Source organism: Roseovarius ramblicola (genome assembly GCF_042430665.1).
In the GTDB taxonomy this organism is placed as follows: Bacteria; Pseudomonadota; Alphaproteobacteria; order Rhodobacterales; family Rhodobacteraceae; genus Roseovarius; species Roseovarius ramblicola.
On the sequence record NZ_JBHMEC010000024.1, the window covers coordinates 1 to 16267 of the forward strand.

Consider the following 16267-nt stretch of genomic DNA (forward strand, 5'->3'; position numbering starts at 1 on the left):
CCGATCAGCAGGTGCAAAGAGTAGCTTGATTTACGCCAGATCCTGTCCAAGAGACGGGGAGTAGCTCACTCTCTACGAAACACAGGCCGAACAGAAAGCCAGTTCCACGAGATTGATGACAGGGTTTGTCGTGATCTTGCCGAAGTCCACATGTGGCTGGAAAACCGATACAATACACGTTTCCACGTACAGGGCTTTCGGCATTTCTCCCAAAAGCCAGAAAATCTTTGCGCCATTGCGGTGATCGGTATCGGCGCGGTCTCAGCGAGACAGGCACGGGACGAAGCAAGGGTTGCATTGATGGGGCTGGGTTGGGTTTTCGAGCGATTAGCTCAACTCGATAGTTACTGCGTCGACCCTGCAGACATAAGCCACTATTCCACCCACGAAAAAGCCACCGCCTTTGTAAGAATTTCGCAGGCCTTCGATAGATAATGGGCTGTGGCGAGAGCGGACCTGATCCTGCCGCCGACGCGCGCGAGCGCCGCCCGCAGGAGGCGAACTTCATCTTCAAGCTCTTGGCGCGTCATCTTGTAGGCGGGGCGATCGTTCATGTTCCCAAGCTACACCTTCGAGCACATCCGTTCCACTGCTTGGTCTCTGTCTTGCCGCTCGAATGACTGCCGCCAAATAGGAAGAAGGCCCGGCAGGTGCCAGCCACTGACGGCAAGTGTTGAAGACATCTCTGGCAGCTTAGAAAGCTTTGCCTGTTACAACGCGTCATTCGTCGAAAAGATCTTCGAGAGCCTCGTTTAACGAGATGCTCATCGGGCATCGCTTACCCTTGGCTTCATCGTGTATTACATTGTAGCTCATCAGCACCGAAAGGAATACGACATGGGCGCCACACCGTATTCGATTTGCCTCGACGATGAATTGAGGAGATCACTGGAGAAGGAGGCGGAGATCGAGGGCCGTCCGCCTGCGCAGCTCGCGGTGCGTGCCATCCGCTCAATGCTGGAATCCAAGGCAGCCAAACGCGCGGAAATCTACTCTGCCATTGAAGAAGCAGACCAGGGAAAATTTATCTCCGCCGAAGCGATGAATGCCTGGATCGACTCGTGGGATAGCGAAAGCGAGATCTCCCCACCAAAGACTGACATCACTCCCGACAAAGCATGAAGATCGCCTTCCTGGAAAGCGCGGCGCATCTCGTAGACACTGAATTACAGGCGGTGTCGGCAATGCGTGCTTGTTCGTACTTTGTTCTAATCTGTCAGTGGGTATGCTGAGGCTTCCTAAGAAATACAGCAGGTCGGCCTTCGCTGGAGTGAAACAGATCAGTTCAATCCAGTCGACCCGAATCCGCCGATACCGCGTTTTGTATTGGAAAGTTTATCTACAAGCACAATAGGGAGACGCCTGACGTCCGCAATGACGGCTTGGGCAATCCGATCACCATGACTGATGGTGTAGGGCTTCTGCCCGAGATAGTAGAGTCCAACTATCACGCAACCGCGATAATCCTCGTCTACCGTACCCGGACTATTAGGAATGATGAAGCCGTGCTTTAGGGCAAGGCCTGAGCGCGGCCGAACCTGCATCTCCGTATTGGGAGGAAGTTCGACACAGAAGCCAGTGGAGACCATCTTTAACTCCCCGTGCCCAAAAGTTATCGGGCCGTCCGGAAGAAACGCAGGAAGATCCATTCCGGCGGCACCGGCGGTGGCATAAGCGGGAACCGGTAGGTCATGGTTGCCGTCTACGCGCTTAAACTTAATTTCTGTCATCTTGGTTCTTTCTCTGCTTGATACCAACGACGGTCGCTTTATCGAAGGACATATTGGCGATCTGCTCTCGGAGTTCGCGATTTTCTTCTGCAAGAATGACCATTTCGGCTCTCCATTCTACAGCTTCCGCGTTCACTTTTCTCAGGGCTTCTTCATAAAATGAGATCTTCTCCCGGTGGGCGGCGTGCACGTCCGCCAGGTTTGTGGCCGCCCTTTTCTCAATAGAATCGAGCCATCTCTTGACGGAATCCCGAATGGGATGGTGATGCTTATTCCGTAGTGTCGTGCTACCGATTCCCGCCCGTTTACAAACCTCAGTCATGTTAAGAACTCCATTGTTATAGGGGTAGGTGCCGTGTTCTTTGATTTCCGCCTCGATGGCTCGCATGGCGGACTTCGCCCTCTCCAACGTCGACTCCTTCCGTTTTTTTTGATGCCTTGCCAAGTGGGCACCGGTCGGCTTCTCGCTCATCGTTCATATTCCAATAAAGAGTTTAAGCGCTGCCGAAGATCGCTCGGCAATGCATCCCAAGTCCGTCTGTCGCAATCTCGAAACGCAGTCGACAGTCGGGGGTCGGACGCATATTCATCAATTAGCCCCGGAAACGCGTGCAGGTTGGCGAGAACCTGGCCCTGAAGAAACACGCGCGATCCGTCTTCGGCACGACCGATCTGGCTCAGGATCTGTTCCAGCGCGAGTTTTCGATCCTGTCGCTTTGCGGCAAATTCAAGATGATGGACGCATGCTGAAGTGCACGAAGCAAAGTCTCTCAGACCAAGGCTCGAGGAACAGGCACCCCTTTCCAGAGGTTGAGCGGTGCAGAGAACTCCATGCTTGACCAGCTCGGCCTCGCCCAGGATTTCCCCAGCCTCGCCGATGTCGTCGGTGTCCAATTCGTCCTTGCCGGAGCGCGCGAGCATCTCCGACTTGATCCGCCGAAGCAAAGCGGCCGCCCCTCCGCCGTTACCCTCGACATCACGGAAAGCCTCCTGGACCCGGATCGCCTTGACCTCGCGCCGGACCTTGTTGATTTCCTCGAGCAATTCCGGATCACGGTGCGCATAGCCCAACGTCACCTCGACGTCGTCATGCCCGAGCACGTCAAACAATACCTGGGATGCGTTAGTCAGGGACAATGCGATAAGACGCGCGATAGTGTAGCGGAATCGGTGGGGACTGAGAGTCCCGTCCAGATCGTGGAGCGACCTCCCACCATGAAGCCCGACCCGCTTTCCAAAATTGACAAGCCCATGACCGAGGTCCGGGATTCCAGAGCTGTTTTTGTCACCAATGAACGAGACCCAGAGAGCTCCTCCGTCGCCCAGAGCATGAGCCAATGCGATTTGACCTTCGACTGCACGGCAGGCCAATCGAGGGAGCGGCCACTGGCGCGCCTGCCCCTGTATCGCGTCAGTATCCTTGAAGGTTGAGCCGTTGATGTAGATTCGTCCGCCGACCTGCCCCAAGGCGCTTGCAGGGAGTGCAGTGAGTTCGCCGACCCGCATCCCGGTCGATGCCAATATTATTACGGCATTGGCGATCTGACAGCACCACACAAGATCTCGTAACCCCCTCACTGTATCGAGTGGCCACGCACTATATTTGGTGGTTCGTCTCTGCGGCCCTGAGAGCGAAACCTTGTACGGAAAAGGCGTGCCCTCACGGAGGGCTGATGACGACCAATTGCGCACACATTCACGCCGATACGTTGGAGTGGCTACTCGTCTCTTTCCACCTTTGGGTATTCTGCCGATGTCTCGAAGGTCCAAATATGCCTGTAATACGTCGTGCTGAATCTCACATAACCATAGCGCTGCTCGGACGATCTCTGTGAACGTGGTGTCCGTAAAAGGTTGGTCAGCTTTTGAGTTTTCGCGTTTCTGGTGTTTTATGCGCTCAACGTCAGGAGCTGGCCAATCATCGATAAAACCTCCAGCCAAAAGGCCGTTTAGGCGAGAGATGCAGACATTGTTCCACGATGGGCAAGCAGTCTGAAGTTCTCTGAATTTTTCAGGTGACAATCCGGCGAACAGCGTCGGGCCGTCCGGGCAAGACGAGACCTTATTGTCTGGACGGAGAATTTCCAAAGAATGCCGTACCGCGCCAATCAAGCTACGCGTTTTATTTGCCCATGTCGCAGGAGTAGGGGGGTTCGACGTCTGCGAGCTTATGCGCAAAGTCAAAAATCCATCCAATAACGCTAATCTTTTTATGCGGCGCTTCAAGCTTTCGGCATCAGCCTTTCCCCAACCAGCCGGCACGGCTTTCGTAAAATCAACCGTTCTATCGGCTGTTGATCGCCAGTTTATTGGAAGCCATATTTCCGCCAGCAACCAAATATCGTCTTCCACAAGGGAGGCGCGATCGTTGCTTGCGACAGAGACCGGCGAAACCGGAAACTCGGCCAAGTCTTCCCAAGCGCAGGTCCACGCATTGCTGAAGCTGAACCGCGGTTGGAAGCCATTGTAAAATTCTCTGGCCACGCGTTTCTGGGCTGTAGCGTCCATCAACGTCCCCCAATAACCTCTGGATCGTCAAAAACGAAGAGTTTGCCTGCGTTGATGTTAACCACACGGTTCTCGGATCGGGCGACGAACCGTTCCGTCGAAGCCGCGAACACCCTATCGCGCACGTATTCGATGGCTTCCAATTCCCAACTAAGCGTGGAGGTCAGCCAGCGATTTGGTGGAGTATTTCTGCGCAGCCAGACGAGATCAGCGTGGCGATCCGCGAGGCCCTCAAACGCGTCGCTGAAGACGATGCCGTGGCGACATAGAATGCATCGCTGCACCGCACAGCGCGCGCCGTGAGGATGATTGGGCGCTAAGTGATGCTCGGGATCCGTAGGATTTGCACAACCCATACCCATCCTTGTACGATAGGCAAAGAGTTTGTCTCTGTCAGATTCCCCAAAGTCCTTGTAATTGTTTGCCAAAAACAAAAGGGTTGGATCAATCGAACGACCTTCGTCCACTTCGGTTAAAGCTGTTTCCACTACGTCTCGGAAGGCGTCGAACCTCTGACGTATCTGACGGCGCTGACGCAAATAGGCGCGGGTCGTTCCGACGTCAGCGTGCGCCAACGCTTGCTTAACCAAGAATATGTTGTTGCCAGAACTCGCATAAATATGTGAGGCGAAAGCGTCGCGCATATCTGACCACTTCAGCCTACCGATTGCGGCGATCAACTCGGCGTCGTTCTTTTGGCTTGGCTTCAGGGAGGCTATTGCACGCTGCCTCAGTTTCTTGAGCTGATCACTCATAACGAAAGCGATCTCGGTGCCCTTGGAGAAATTCAGCCGATTGCACTTTGAAGAATAGTATAGCCAAGGAGACTTTAGTCTTGCGTCAATGTCAGCCATCTCACAGCGTGATGCCTCCGAATTGGGCTCGGCAGCCAGAAGATCCCTGCGTTCCCGCAGGCATTCGCGCAGAAACGCAGTACGAGTCTCCATGAACCTGATTAGTTGGTAACTGCGGAACCTTGAACCAGCCATCCCTACCGCGGTGACAACCTTGCGGGTCTTGGGTCTTACGGCCTGAAGTACCACGGTTTCAGTTTTCCCGAGCGCATGGGGATCCACCGTTCCTCGCAGTATATACCATTCACTGCTTAGATCGATGTTGCCGACCGGATCGATCCATCCCGTTTCCATCGACACGATCAAGATCGAGGCGGCCACTTCCAGCGGTGTCGGTGCTATCGCCGCCTCGAGTTTCTGACGTGTGACGCCGACCGACATTTTGGCGACCACGCCTGTATGGTTATCGAACTTCGTCTTGGTTTTCTCATCGAGGTTAGACGTTCCGACGATCCGGTCGCGGATGAGCTTTTTGGTCAAAACTGCAAGGTTGGCATGGTCGTGCCAAACTGGATTCTTGACGGCGCCCCGTTTGCCCTTCTGACAAGTCCTGCGTTCACCTTCCGCATCGCGGGGGTCGACGCCTTCTTCCAGCCATGCGCTGCCTCGGCGCTGGTCGGCGAAAGCCTCGTCAACAACACGTTTGCACGCGTTATAGAGAGCCTTCACCGCGCGAGGGTCGACATCTGGGTGCTCTTCTATCTCCTCCGCAACTTTGATAGATGGCCAATTCAGAGGGGGCGCATCATCTCCTCGTGCTTCCGTCAAAAGGCTCCAAATGGCGGAATACTGCTTCTGCCGCCCCTTTGGCTTCCCTCCAAGCTCAAGGATATGTCTTTTGAACAATTCGCCATGGCTATCTTCGAATTCCGCCACGCGCACGGGCGCTGAGCCGATCTCACGTTTCAAACGCGTGAGCCACATGAACAGTAGCGGGAGGCGAAAACTGATCCATGTTTTTACAGAGCCTGGGGATGACGGACGCGGACCTATCATTCGCCTGACAACCAGCAGAAGCTCCTCGATCAGCTCGGGAAATCCAACAATGCCGACGCAACTGTCGCCGTCTCTATAACGTCTGAGGTCTACATCGACGTAAGGGCCTTTTTTGGTAACCAAGCTGAAATCCAAAGGTTCTATAGAGAACGGAACGACCACCTCGATCTGTGCCAGATCAAGCGGCTCGATCGCAGCCTCACGGCGTGCCTTTGCGAACTTACTCATTCAGGAAATCCCACCAGCTTTCGCGCGGGCTCGTCATGTCGAAAAGGTCGACGACCCACCGCAGGTACATCTGAGACGTCTTTTCATCCACGTGCCCCAGCTGCGGCAATATATATGTCTGGATTAGGGTTTCGTGCATATTGGCGGCTACACCACGCAGCGGCCCATCGACGCCAGTGGACAGCTCGACTTCTTCCCGGATTTTTTCGACCAGTGTGTAACAAGCCCACATATGCCGCGCCACATGTGGAGAGAAGCCATTGAAAGGCAGCTCGACGGATCTCCACAGCGCGTAAAAACGGCTGTAGCTCAACGGCCTGCCAGTATGCTTCGACAAAAATAGTTCCTTGGGCAGCGACTTGCCTGGGTTTCGGTCGCGAAACCTCTTGAGGCAGAGCTTTCTGTGCCCGCTCATATAGCCGTGAAGCTCGGCGAGGAGTTTAACAGACACCCGGACGTCGCGCGGTTTGCCTTTTTTCTCCGGATCGTGAGGATCACGCCCGCCCTTAGCACCATAGCAGACACGCATGGCGACTGTCCTAACATCCCGTTCCGGCATGGCAGGAACTTGATCAGCGCGCAGCAGCAGCAGCTCTTCCGCCCGCAGAGCTATTCCAATGGCCGATTTCGCCATCAGATTAGGAGTGCGCCCGCGCTCATTCTTTAGGGCCTCCAACCAGTGCGCAGCTTCCTCGATGGTCGGAATGCGGAGATCCCTCGGATGCTGTCTAACCTTTCCATCGCGACTTTTCGTGAAACTTCTCTTCTGTCTCGGGTCGAGGACTGTTAAATATTCCACCTCAAAAGGGCCTCGATATCCCTTATGCGCTGCGAACGACAAAAAGTCGCAAACGAAAAGTATGCGGCGGTTGATAGTTGATGAAGCGAGAGGAACTCCTCGCTGCCGCTGATTCCATTTGCCAGCCTGCATGTCACCTTGGTAGTGCTGGATAAGGTCCCGGTAACCTATCTCTCGCCAATCTACGGCCCGCGCCTCGCACCAGTCGAGAAAGTTTGTGAGGTCATGCCCGACCGCCTTCATGGTCGCCCTCGAAGGGGTCCGCGCGGACCCCTTCGAGGGCGACCATGAAGGCGCCTGCTCATACGCATAGGGAGAGCACTCCCTTCCCTTGCTAAATTTTCCGGTTCCTTTCGCAATCAGATAATCAACGCCTTCCGTCCAAAGCGTCCAGTCCCGTGTCCAGATGCCCGGAATATGGGACAATTCGGTGTGACGGTAGTGCCGAGGATGGGAAATGATGAGATAGGCCATCGGTCACCTTAAAACGCTTCCCGCGTGTCTAAAGTAAAATGGATGGTCCGACCGGTCAATCTAAATTAGTCGGTATCAATGCCTATGTAGATAACCGCGATAATCGCTGTCGATGGTGCCGGGGCTGTTGGGCAGGGTGATCCCGTGTCTGAGCGCCAGCCCGGAGCGCGGACGCAACTGCACCTCATAGCCCTCAGGGATCGCGATGCGCAGCCCTGTCGGCACCAGCGCCCGTGCGCCCGGCACCAGCGTCACCGCGCCCCGGTCGGGGAAATTCGCGCGCAGGTCGGCCCCCGCCGCCCCCGCCGTCGCGTAGGCGGGCAGGCCCAGCGCACGATCCGCTCCGTCTTCCCATGCGACCTCGATGCTCGGCATCCGTCCCCCGCCTTCTTCTTGGCTAAAATACTCAAAATCCTCACGCCAGCGCCTGCGCGATCCGGTCGGCCAGCTTGCGCGCCACCTCGCGCTTGCCCATGCGCGGCCAGTCTTCCACCCCGTCCGCGGTGACGAGCGTCACGGCATTCTCGGTCCCGCCCATGATCCCCGTCCCGGCGCTCACGTCGTTGGCGAGGATCCAGTCACAGCCCTTCCGCGCGCGCTTGGCGGTGGCGTTCCCGAGCACATCGCAGGTCTCGGCGGCAAAGCCAATGACGAGGGCCGGGCGCCCCTCGTCCATCGCGCTCACGGTGGCGAGGATGTCGGGATTCTCGGCAAACTCCAGCGCCGGGGCACCGCCCGCGCGCTTCTTGATCTTCCGGTCGCTCGGTCCGGCCACGCGCCAGTCGGCCACGGCGGCGGCAAAGATCGCGGCATCGGCGGGCAGCGCCCCCTGCACCGCCACCAGCATCTCCTGCGCGGTCTCGACGCGGACCACCGCCACCCCCTCGGGGGGTGGCACGGTGGCGGGGCCGGTGACAAAGACCACCTCCGCCCCCAGCGCGGCCAGCGCGCCCGCGATCGCCGCACCCTGCGCACCCGACGAGCGGTTGGCGATGTAGCGCACCGGGTCGATGGGCTCGTGGGTGGGGCCGGACGTGACCAGCACGCGCCGCCCCCGGAGCGGCCCATCGGCCAGCGCCGCCTCAATCGCCGCCCGGATTTCGGCCACTTCGGTCATACGCCCCGGCCCATACTCGCCACAGGCCATGTCGCCCTCGTTCGGACCGACGAACCCGATCCCGTCGCCCTTCAGCGTCCCGATATTGCGCTGCGTGGCCGCGTGCTGCCACATGCGCACATTCATCGCCGGGGCGAGCAGCACGGGCGTGTCGGTCGCCAGCAGCAGCGTCGAGGCGAGGTCGTCGGCGCGGCCTTGCGCCATCTTCGCCACCAGGTCGGCGGTGGCAGGGGCCACCACGATCAGGTCGGCGGACCGGCTGAGTTCGATGTGCCCCATCTCGGCCTCGTCGGTCAGGTCGAACAGGTCGGAGAACACCTTGCGCCCCGCCAGCGCCGAGACCGATAGGGGCGTGACGAATTCCGCCCCCGCCCGCGTCAGCACCGGCACCACCTCGGCCCCGCGCTCGCGCAGGCGGCGGATCAGGTCGAGCGCCTTGTAGGCCGCGATCCCGCCGCCGATGATCAAGAGAATGCGCCGCGAGGCCAGCATTTCCATATCTCCCGCCAAGTCTGGTCAGACCCTATGGCGCGGCGGGGGGCGGTGCAAGGCGGCGTGGCTCAGCGGAAGGCATCGCAGGGGTCGGGCCGGTCCACGCCCGGGGCCGAGACCACCTCGTCGAAACCGCCCGCAAGCGGCGCGCCGTCCTCGGTCTGTCCCAGCACATGCAGGTCGAGACCGGGAACCACGCGGCCGAGATAGACGGGCACCCCGTGGTCGCGCCGCGCATGGCCATTGCCGGTGATCACGGCAACCGGCCCGCCGGTCTCGTCGATCGCCCGCACCACGGCGCGCGCCAGCACCGCGTCGCGCAAACGCTGCACCGCCACCATCCCGGGCAGCATCTCTTCGGGCAGGGCGTCGCAATGCGCCGACATCTGCATCGCCTCGCGTGCCTGCTGTTCCGCCTCGGGCAGCGGCCCGCTCAGGCCATAGGCCGCCGCTTCCGGCCCGAACGCCTCGGCAGGGCCGGCCCCGAACACGTCGCGCGCCGCGGCGCGCGGCACCTGTGCGCCATAGATCGCCGCCCCGGGCGCGGCGGCAAAGATCGGGTGATACATGGAGAATTCCGGCCAGCCGCTATCGGCCCAGCCGAGCGCCTCTGCCATCGCCTCCGGGTCGGCGATCAGCCCGGGCGTCACGCGCGCCGCCTGAGCGGGCGTCAGCATCTCGAAGACGAGCGCGCGGGGCCCGAGCGCGGCGACGCGGCGGGCCTGTTCGGTATGATGGGCCGGGTTGTCGTGCACCTCGCCCAGGATCATCACATCCTGCGCCGCGACCGGCAGGGCGACGAGGCTCAGTGCACAGACGAGGGCAAGGCGCAGGCTCATGCGAGCAGGTTCTGCACCTCGCCCGCGTGTCTTTCAAGATAGCGGCGCATCTTCTGGAACGCCGCCGCCTCGATCTGGCGCACCCGCTCCTTGCTGAGGTTCAACTCCTCGCCGAGGCTTTCGAGCGTGCGGGGCGCCTCGCGCAGCTTGCGCTCGCGCACGATGAAACTCTCGCGTTCGGTCAGGTTGGTCATCGCCTGCGCGAGCCAGCCGCGCAGCGCACCCATGTCGAGATCGCGCTCGACGCCGACATCGCCGCGCGCGCCCTCGTCCTCGATCGTGTCGATCCACTCGCGGCCTTCGTCCTCGGTGGATTGCGTCGCGTTGAGCGAGAAATCCCCGCCCGAGAGCCGCCCCTCCATCATCTCGACATCGCGCAGCGGCACACCCACCTCGTGCGCGATCATCTCGCGCAACTGAAAGCCGTCGAGTTCCTCGCCATTGGCCATCGCCTCGCGCTCGATCCGCGCCTGCACGCGGCGCATGTTGAAGAACAGCGATTTCTGGCTGGAGGTGGAGCCGGTGCGCACCATCGACCAGTTGCGCATCACGTAATCCTGGATGCTGGCCTTGATCCACCACACGGCATAGGTCGAAAAGCGCACGCCCCGGTCCGGGTCGAACTTGTCGGCGGCCTTCATCAGGCCAAGCCCCGCCTCCTGGATGAGGTCGTTCATCGGCGCGCCGTAGCGGCGGAACTTGGATGCCATCGAGATCGCCAGCCGCATGTAGGCGGTGATCAGCCGGTGCAGCGCCGCCTCGTCGCGGTGGTCACGCCAGGCATAGGCCAGCGCGAGTTCCGTCTCCGCGTCCAGCATCTCCGCCTTCATCGCGGTGCGGGACATGGTACTTGTCTGCGGTGCATCGAGCGGCATGTGATCCCCCTGTCATGCGTCTGGTGCGGATGCGCTCTTTTCGAGCAAGTCACCCGGTGCTACGCAGACAAGGGGCAACCGGATCACAATATGGAGGGTTTCAGACTCATGATACCCCGTCTCAGCCTTGTTCTCGGCGGGGCATCTTCCGGAAAATCCGTTTTTGCCGAGGGACTTGTTGCCTCGGCAGGGGGGGCGCGGGTCTATCTCGCGACGGCGGAGGCGCATGACGCGGAAATGCGCGCGCGGCTCGACCGGCACCGCGCGCGGCGCGGGCCCGAATGGCGCACGATCGAGGCGCCGCGCGATCTCTCCCCTGCGCTCGGGCAGGCGCAGGCGGGCGAGGTTGTGCTTCTGGACTGCGCGACCATGTGGCTCTCCAACCACCTGCTGGCCGAGAGCGATCTCGCCGCGGCGGAGGCCGCGCTCATGGGCGCGCTCGCCGCCTGCACCGCGCCGGTCGTCGTGGTTTCCAACGAGGTGGGGCTGTCGGTGGTGCCCGACAACGCGCTGGCGCGGCGGTTTCAGGCGGCGCAGGGCGCGCTCAACCAGCGGCTGGCGGCGCGCGCCGGTCTGGTGGTCAACGTCATCGCGGGGCTGCCGCAGGTGCTCAAGGGGCGGCTGCCATGAGCCGGCTGTTCTGGGTCCGGCACGGGCCTACCCACGCGACGGGCATGGTCGGCTGGTCCGACCTGCCCGCCGACCTGAGCGATACCGCCCGGATCGCGCGGCTGGCGGCGCATCTGCCGGGGGGCGCGCTGGTGATCTCGTCGGACCTCGCCCGCGCGCGCGCCACCGCCGACGCCATCGCCGGGCCGCGCCCGCGCCTGCCCGACGACCCGGACCTGCGCGAGATCCATTTCGGCACGTGGGAAATGCAGGCGTTCGACACCATCGCCGATCAGGACCGGCTGCGCGCCTTCTGGGACGCGCCGGGCGATGTGCGCCCGCCCGGAGGCGAGAGCTGGCACGAGATATCGGCCCGCGCTGGCCGCGCGGTGGCGCGGTTGCGCGCGGCCCATGCCGGCCGCGACATCGTCGTCGTGGCGCATATGGGCACCATCCTGACGCAGGTTCAGGCGGCAACGGGCATCGCCGCGTTCGAGGCGTTCGGCCACCGCATCGATCCCTTGTCGGTGACAGACCTGCACTGGCGGGACGGCGGCTGGCGGCTCGGGAGCGTGAATCACCGTCCCTGACAGGGCCGGGGACCGGGGCGCACCGGCACGGACGCGCGCTGTCCGCCTTGCGTCCGACACACGAAATTGACCGCAAACCACCAACGCGGCGCACGCCCCTCTCGACGCGGGGCGCGCGGCTGGTCTAAGCTCCGGATTCAAACGGCCCGGCCAAGGGCCGATCTCGGGGAGACACGGCTGCATGTTGGGGATGATCGCACGGCGCTTCGCGCTCGGTCTGGTGACTGTCTGGCTGGTGTCCGTCATCATCTTTCTCGGGGTCGAGGCGCTGCCGGGCGATGCCTGCACCGCCATCCTGGAACGCGACGCGCACGGCGAGGCGCTGGCCGCCTGTCGCGACGCGATGGGGCTCGATACCCCCGCCCTCGCCCGCTATGCCGAGTGGGCGGCGGGCGTGGTGCAGGGCGATCTTGGCATGTCGGCGGGCGGGCAGGAGAGCATCGCGCAGATGGTCGGCTACCGGGTGCGCAACTCGCTCTTGCTGGCGGCGGGGGCGCTGGCGGTGGGCATCCCGCTGGCGATATCTCTGGGCGTCGCGGCAGGGCTCAATCGCGACCGCTGGCCGGACCTGCTGTTCTCCACCGGTGCGATCCTCGCCATGACGATCCCCGAATTCGTCGCCGCGACGGTGCTGATTCTCGTCTTCGCGATCTGGCTGGGCTGGGTGCCCGCCATCGTGCTCACCCCCGCCGACGCGCCGCCGCTGGAATTCTTCCCTGAGTTCATCCTCGCCTCGACGGTGCTGACGATGCTGATGATCGCCCATGTCATGCGGATGATCCGCGCCTCGGTGATCGACGCGATGGCAAGCGAATACGTGCAGATGGCCACGCTCAAGGGCGTGCCCTACTGGCGCATCGTGTTCCGTCACGCGCTGCCCAACGCGCTGTTGCCCGCGATCAACGTGATCGCGCTTACCGTGGCGTGGCTGCTGGGCGGCGTCGTGGTGGTGGAGGTGGTGTTCAACTATCCGGGGCTCGGGCGGCTTCTGGTCGATGCCATTTCCGACCGCGACCTGCCGGTGGTGCAGGCGGTCACGATGATCGTTGCGGCGACCTATGTGGGCGTCAACCTCGTGGCCGACATCCTCAGCCTGGCGCTCAACCCGCGCCTGCGCAGCCACCGCGCGAGGCAGCGATGAGCGGGGCGGCGCTCTCCGTCAGGGCGCGCGCGGGCGGCGTGCTGCGCGACATGCTGGCGCGGCCCTCCGGGGCCATCGGCCTCGCCCTGGTCACGTTTCACCTGGCGCTCGCCATTCTCAGCCCGTGGATCGTGCCCTATGACTACAAGGCGATGGACGCCACCGGTACGCTCTCGGGGCCCTCGGCCATGCACTGGCTGGGCACCGACCACCTCGGGCGTGACGTGCTGACCCGCGTGATGCTGGGCGGGCGCGAGGCGCTGCTGATCACCGGCATCGCCACGCCGGTGGCGCTCATCTGGGGCGGGCTCACCGGCGTCTGGCTGGGGCTGCGCGGCGGCTGGCCCGACGAGGTGGCGATGCGGCTGGTCGATGCGTTTCTCGCCCTGCCCGGCATCCTGCCGCTGCTGGTGCTCATCACCGTGTTCGGCACCGGTGGCGAGGTGCTGCTGCCGACGCTCGCCTTTTTCTTCGGCATCCCTGTGATCCGGGTGGCGCGCGCCGCCGCGCACGAGGTGGTGGCGCGCGATTTCGTCTCGGCGGCGCGGGCGCGCGGCCACCGCCCGCTCGACATCGTGCGCCGCGAGATCCTGCCCAACGTGACCGACACGCTGCTGGTGGAGGGCGCGATGCGCTGGTCGTGGATGCTGCTGGGGTTCTCGGCGCTGTCGTTCCTGGGCTTCGGCGTGGCCCCGCCGCGCCCCGACTGGGGGCTGATGGTGTCGGATGCGCGGGTCTACATGTCGCTGGCGCCGTTGGGGGTGATCGCGCCGGTGGTGGCGCTCTCGACGCTGATCATCGGCATCAACCTCACCGCCGACGCGCTGGCCAAGACACTGGGGCTCGACCGCGCCCGCAAGGCGGTGATCTGAATGAGCACACAGCCCCCCCTGATCGACATCTCCGGGCTCAGCGTCGGATTTCGCGGGCGCTCGGGCGCGATGCTTCCGGTGCTTCACGAGGTCGATCTGGCGGTCTGCCGGGGCGAGAGCGTGGGCATCGTGGGCGAGAGCGGCTCGGGCAAGAGCACGCTGGCGCTCGCCGCGATGGGCTATCTGCGCCACGGGCTGGCGCGGCTGGGTGGCGAGGCGCGGTTCGACGGGCAGGACATGTTTGCCCTCGCGCCCCCTGCCCTGTCGCGCATCCGCGGCGGCAAGCTGGGCCTGATCCCGCAGAACTCGGGGCAGGCGCTGACGCCGACGCAGCGCATCGGCGCGCAGATCGCCGAGTCGCTGCGCCTGCACTGCGACCACGACCCGGCGAGCCACCGCGACCGCGCCCGCGACCTGCTGGCGCAGGTGCGCCTGCCCGATCCCGACACCATCCTCACCCGCTACCCGCACGAGCTCTCGGGCGGGCAGCAACAGCGCGTGGCGATCGCCATGGCGCTGGCGGGCGAGCCCGAGGCGCTCCTGCTCGACGAGCCCACCACCGGGCTCGACGTGACCACGCAGGCCCATATCCTCGCGCTGCTGCGCGGGCTGGCGCGCGAGCGCGACATGGCGATGGTCTATGTCAGCCACGATCTCGGCGTGATCGCGCAGGTCTGCGACCGCGTTCACGTGCTCTACGCGGGCGAAACGGTGCTCGCGGGGCCGGCGCGGTCGGTGCTGACCGCGCCCACGCATCCATACGCGGCGGCGCTGCTGGCGGCGATCCCCCGGCTCGGCGCGCGCGCCCTGCCCCGCGCGCTCGGCGGGCGGCCGCCCACGCCCGACATGCCGCGAACCGGCTGTGCCTTTGCCCCGCGCTGCGCCCTCGCGACCGATGACTGCCGCGCCGCCCCGCCTCCGATGATCGACACACGCGACGATCAGCGCGCGCGCTGCCTCTATCCCGAAAAGGTGGGCCCGCTCGGCCACGCCGAGAGCGCCCCGCCCGCCGCATCGCCCGATGGCCCGCCGCTTCTCACCACCCGCGCGCTGGCGGTGCGCTATGACAGCCCCGGCATTCTGGCACGGCTGCGCGGCGCGCCGCGCCCCCCGGCCACTGTCGACGGCATCGACCTCACGCTCCGACGCGGCGAGACGCTGGGCCTCGTGGGCGAATCGGGCAGCGGCAAGTCCACGATCCTGCGCGCCATCGCGGGCCTGCTGCCGCCCGCCGGAGGACGGATCGCGCTGGAGGACGGCACCGACCTGGCCACCGCCGCCGAGCGCCGCCGCCCCGAGACGCTGCGCCGTATCCAGATGATCTTCCAGAACCCTGACGAGAGCCTGAACCCGCGCCAGTCCGTGGGCGACATCCTCGCCCAGCCGCTGCGGCTCTATTTCGGGCTGCGCGGCCAGCCCTGCCGCGACCGCGCCGCCGAGCTGCTCGACACCGTGCGCCTCGGCGCGCATTACCTCGACCGGCTGCCCGGGCAGCTTTCGGGCGGCGAGAAACAGCGCGTGGCGGTGGCGCGCGCCTTTGCCGCCGGGCCCGAGGCGGTGCTGTGCGACGAGATCACCTCGGCGCTCGATGTCTCGGTGCAGGCCGCGGTGCTCGAATTGCTGGGCGATCTCAAGGCGCGCCACGGCACCGGCTTCATCTTCGTCAGCCACGATCTGACGGTGGTGCGCGCGCTATCGGACCGGGTGGCGGTGCTCTATCAGGGGCGCATCTGCGAGGCGGGACCGACCGAGGCGGTCTTTGCCCCACCCCACCATCCCTATACCGACGTGCTGCTCGGCGCGGTCCTCGCCCCCGATCCCGACCACGCGCCGCGCCTGCTGGCCGAGGACGCCGCCGAGCTTGCCCCGCCCGCGCAGGGCTGCCCGTTCCAGCGGCGCTGCCCGGTGAAGTGCGGCACCATCTGCGAGACCGACACGCCGCCCGCGCGGGAAACGGCGGAGGGCCACGTCATCCACTGCCACATCCCGCTCGAGGATCTGCGCGCGCGGGAGGGGGAACAGGCGGCGTCCTGAACAGATTTCGGGGCCGCTTTCATTGCATGGCAGCACCCCGTCAAGAAAGCAGCGGCGCCGAATTTCGCCGCGCTTGCGATCCGCGATGCCGGGTATGCGGGCCGGAACA

Annotated in this window: 15 protein-coding genes and 1 pseudogene; 7 read left to right on the forward strand and 9 right to left on the reverse strand. The window is 63.4% G+C overall.

Annotation, left to right across the window (positions count from 1 at the left end):
* Positions 1-150 precede the first annotated feature (150 nt).
* A complete protein-coding gene (locus tag ACFFU4_RS14595) occupies positions 151-435 on the forward strand; it encodes a hypothetical protein (protein WP_377070547.1) in 285 nt (94 codons plus the stop codon).
* Between the two features lie 402 nt (positions 436-837).
* A complete protein-coding gene (locus ACFFU4_RS14600) occupies positions 838-1122 on the forward strand; it encodes a CopG family ribbon-helix-helix protein (protein ID WP_377070548.1) in 285 nt (94 codons plus the stop codon).
* Between the two features lie 158 nt (positions 1123-1280).
* On the opposite strand, the gene dut (ACFFU4_RS14605) is transcribed toward ACFFU4_RS14600, so the two are convergent.
* The 9 genes and pseudogenes from dut (ACFFU4_RS14605) to ACFFU4_RS14645 all read right to left on the reverse strand — a co-directional run bounded on the left by dut (ACFFU4_RS14605) (position 1281) and on the right by ACFFU4_RS14645 (position 10912).
* Entirely contained in the window at positions 1281-1730 is a 450-nt protein-coding gene (gene dut / locus ACFFU4_RS14605) for a dUTP diphosphatase (RefSeq protein ID WP_377070549.1), read from the reverse strand.
* Complete coding sequence (locus tag ACFFU4_RS14610) at positions 1717-2202, reverse strand: hypothetical protein (RefSeq protein ID WP_377070550.1); 486 nt, start codon at positions 2200-2202, stop codon at positions 1717-1719. Before ACFFU4_RS14610 ends, dut (ACFFU4_RS14605) begins: the two co-directional genes overlap by 14 nt.
* On the reverse strand, positions 2199-4238 hold the full coding sequence (locus ACFFU4_RS14615; protein WP_377070551.1) for a hypothetical protein: 2040 nt from the start codon (positions 4236-4238) through the stop codon (positions 2199-2201). The genes ACFFU4_RS14610 and ACFFU4_RS14615 overlap by 4 nt, the downstream gene beginning before the upstream one ends.
* Entirely contained in the window at positions 4238-6316 is a 2079-nt protein-coding gene (locus ACFFU4_RS14620) for a hypothetical protein (RefSeq protein ID WP_377070552.1), read from the reverse strand. Before ACFFU4_RS14620 ends, ACFFU4_RS14615 begins: the two co-directional genes overlap by 1 nt.
* Positions 6309-7589: a site-specific integrase gene (locus ACFFU4_RS14625; protein WP_377070553.1), complete on the reverse strand. Its 1281-nt coding sequence runs from the start codon at positions 7587-7589 to the stop codon at positions 6309-6311. Before ACFFU4_RS14625 ends, ACFFU4_RS14620 begins: the two co-directional genes overlap by 8 nt.
* Positions 7590-7676: 87 nt before the next feature.
* Positions 7677-7964 (reverse strand): annotated as a pseudogene (gene dut / locus ACFFU4_RS14630) (dUTP diphosphatase); the annotation flags it as partial.
* Between the two features lie 40 nt (positions 7965-8004).
* Positions 8005-9198: a bifunctional phosphopantothenoylcysteine decarboxylase/phosphopantothenate--cysteine ligase CoaBC gene (coaBC, locus tag ACFFU4_RS14635; RefSeq protein ID WP_377070554.1), complete on the reverse strand. Its 1194-nt coding sequence runs from the start codon at positions 9196-9198 to the stop codon at positions 8005-8007.
* A 68-nt stretch (positions 9199-9266) separates the two neighbouring features.
* Entirely contained in the window at positions 9267-10037 is a 771-nt protein-coding gene (locus ACFFU4_RS14640; protein WP_377070555.1) for a ChaN family lipoprotein, read from the reverse strand.
* Positions 10034-10912 (reverse strand): RNA polymerase factor sigma-32, encoded by an 879-nt coding sequence (locus ACFFU4_RS14645; protein ID WP_377070556.1) that lies wholly within the window; start codon positions 10910-10912, stop codon positions 10034-10036. The genes ACFFU4_RS14640 and ACFFU4_RS14645 overlap by 4 nt, the downstream gene beginning before the upstream one ends.
* 108 nt (positions 10913-11020) lie before the next feature.
* Between ACFFU4_RS14645 and cobU the strand changes: the two genes are divergently transcribed.
* The 5 genes from cobU to ACFFU4_RS14670 all read left to right on the forward strand — a co-directional run bounded on the left by cobU (position 11021) and on the right by ACFFU4_RS14670 (position 16158).
* Positions 11021-11542, forward strand: a complete 522-nt coding sequence (gene cobU / locus ACFFU4_RS14650; RefSeq protein WP_377070558.1) for a bifunctional adenosylcobinamide kinase/adenosylcobinamide-phosphate guanylyltransferase — start codon at positions 11021-11023, stop codon at positions 11540-11542.
* Entirely contained in the window at positions 11539-12111 is a 573-nt protein-coding gene (locus ACFFU4_RS14655; protein ID WP_377070559.1) for a histidine phosphatase family protein, read from the forward strand. The genes cobU and ACFFU4_RS14655 overlap by 4 nt, the downstream gene beginning before the upstream one ends.
* A 181-nt stretch (positions 12112-12292) precedes the next feature.
* Positions 12293-13252, forward strand: coding sequence for an ABC transporter permease (locus ACFFU4_RS14660; protein WP_377070560.1), 960 nt, complete (start codon positions 12293-12295; stop codon positions 13250-13252).
* Positions 13249-14124, forward strand: coding sequence for an ABC transporter permease (locus ACFFU4_RS14665; protein WP_377070561.1), 876 nt, complete (start codon positions 13249-13251; stop codon positions 14122-14124). Before ACFFU4_RS14660 ends, ACFFU4_RS14665 begins: the two co-directional genes overlap by 4 nt.
* Positions 14125-16158 (forward strand): dipeptide ABC transporter ATP-binding protein, encoded by a 2034-nt coding sequence (locus ACFFU4_RS14670; protein WP_377070562.1) that lies wholly within the window; start codon positions 14125-14127, stop codon positions 16156-16158.
* Positions 16159-16267: the final 109 nt, after the last annotated feature.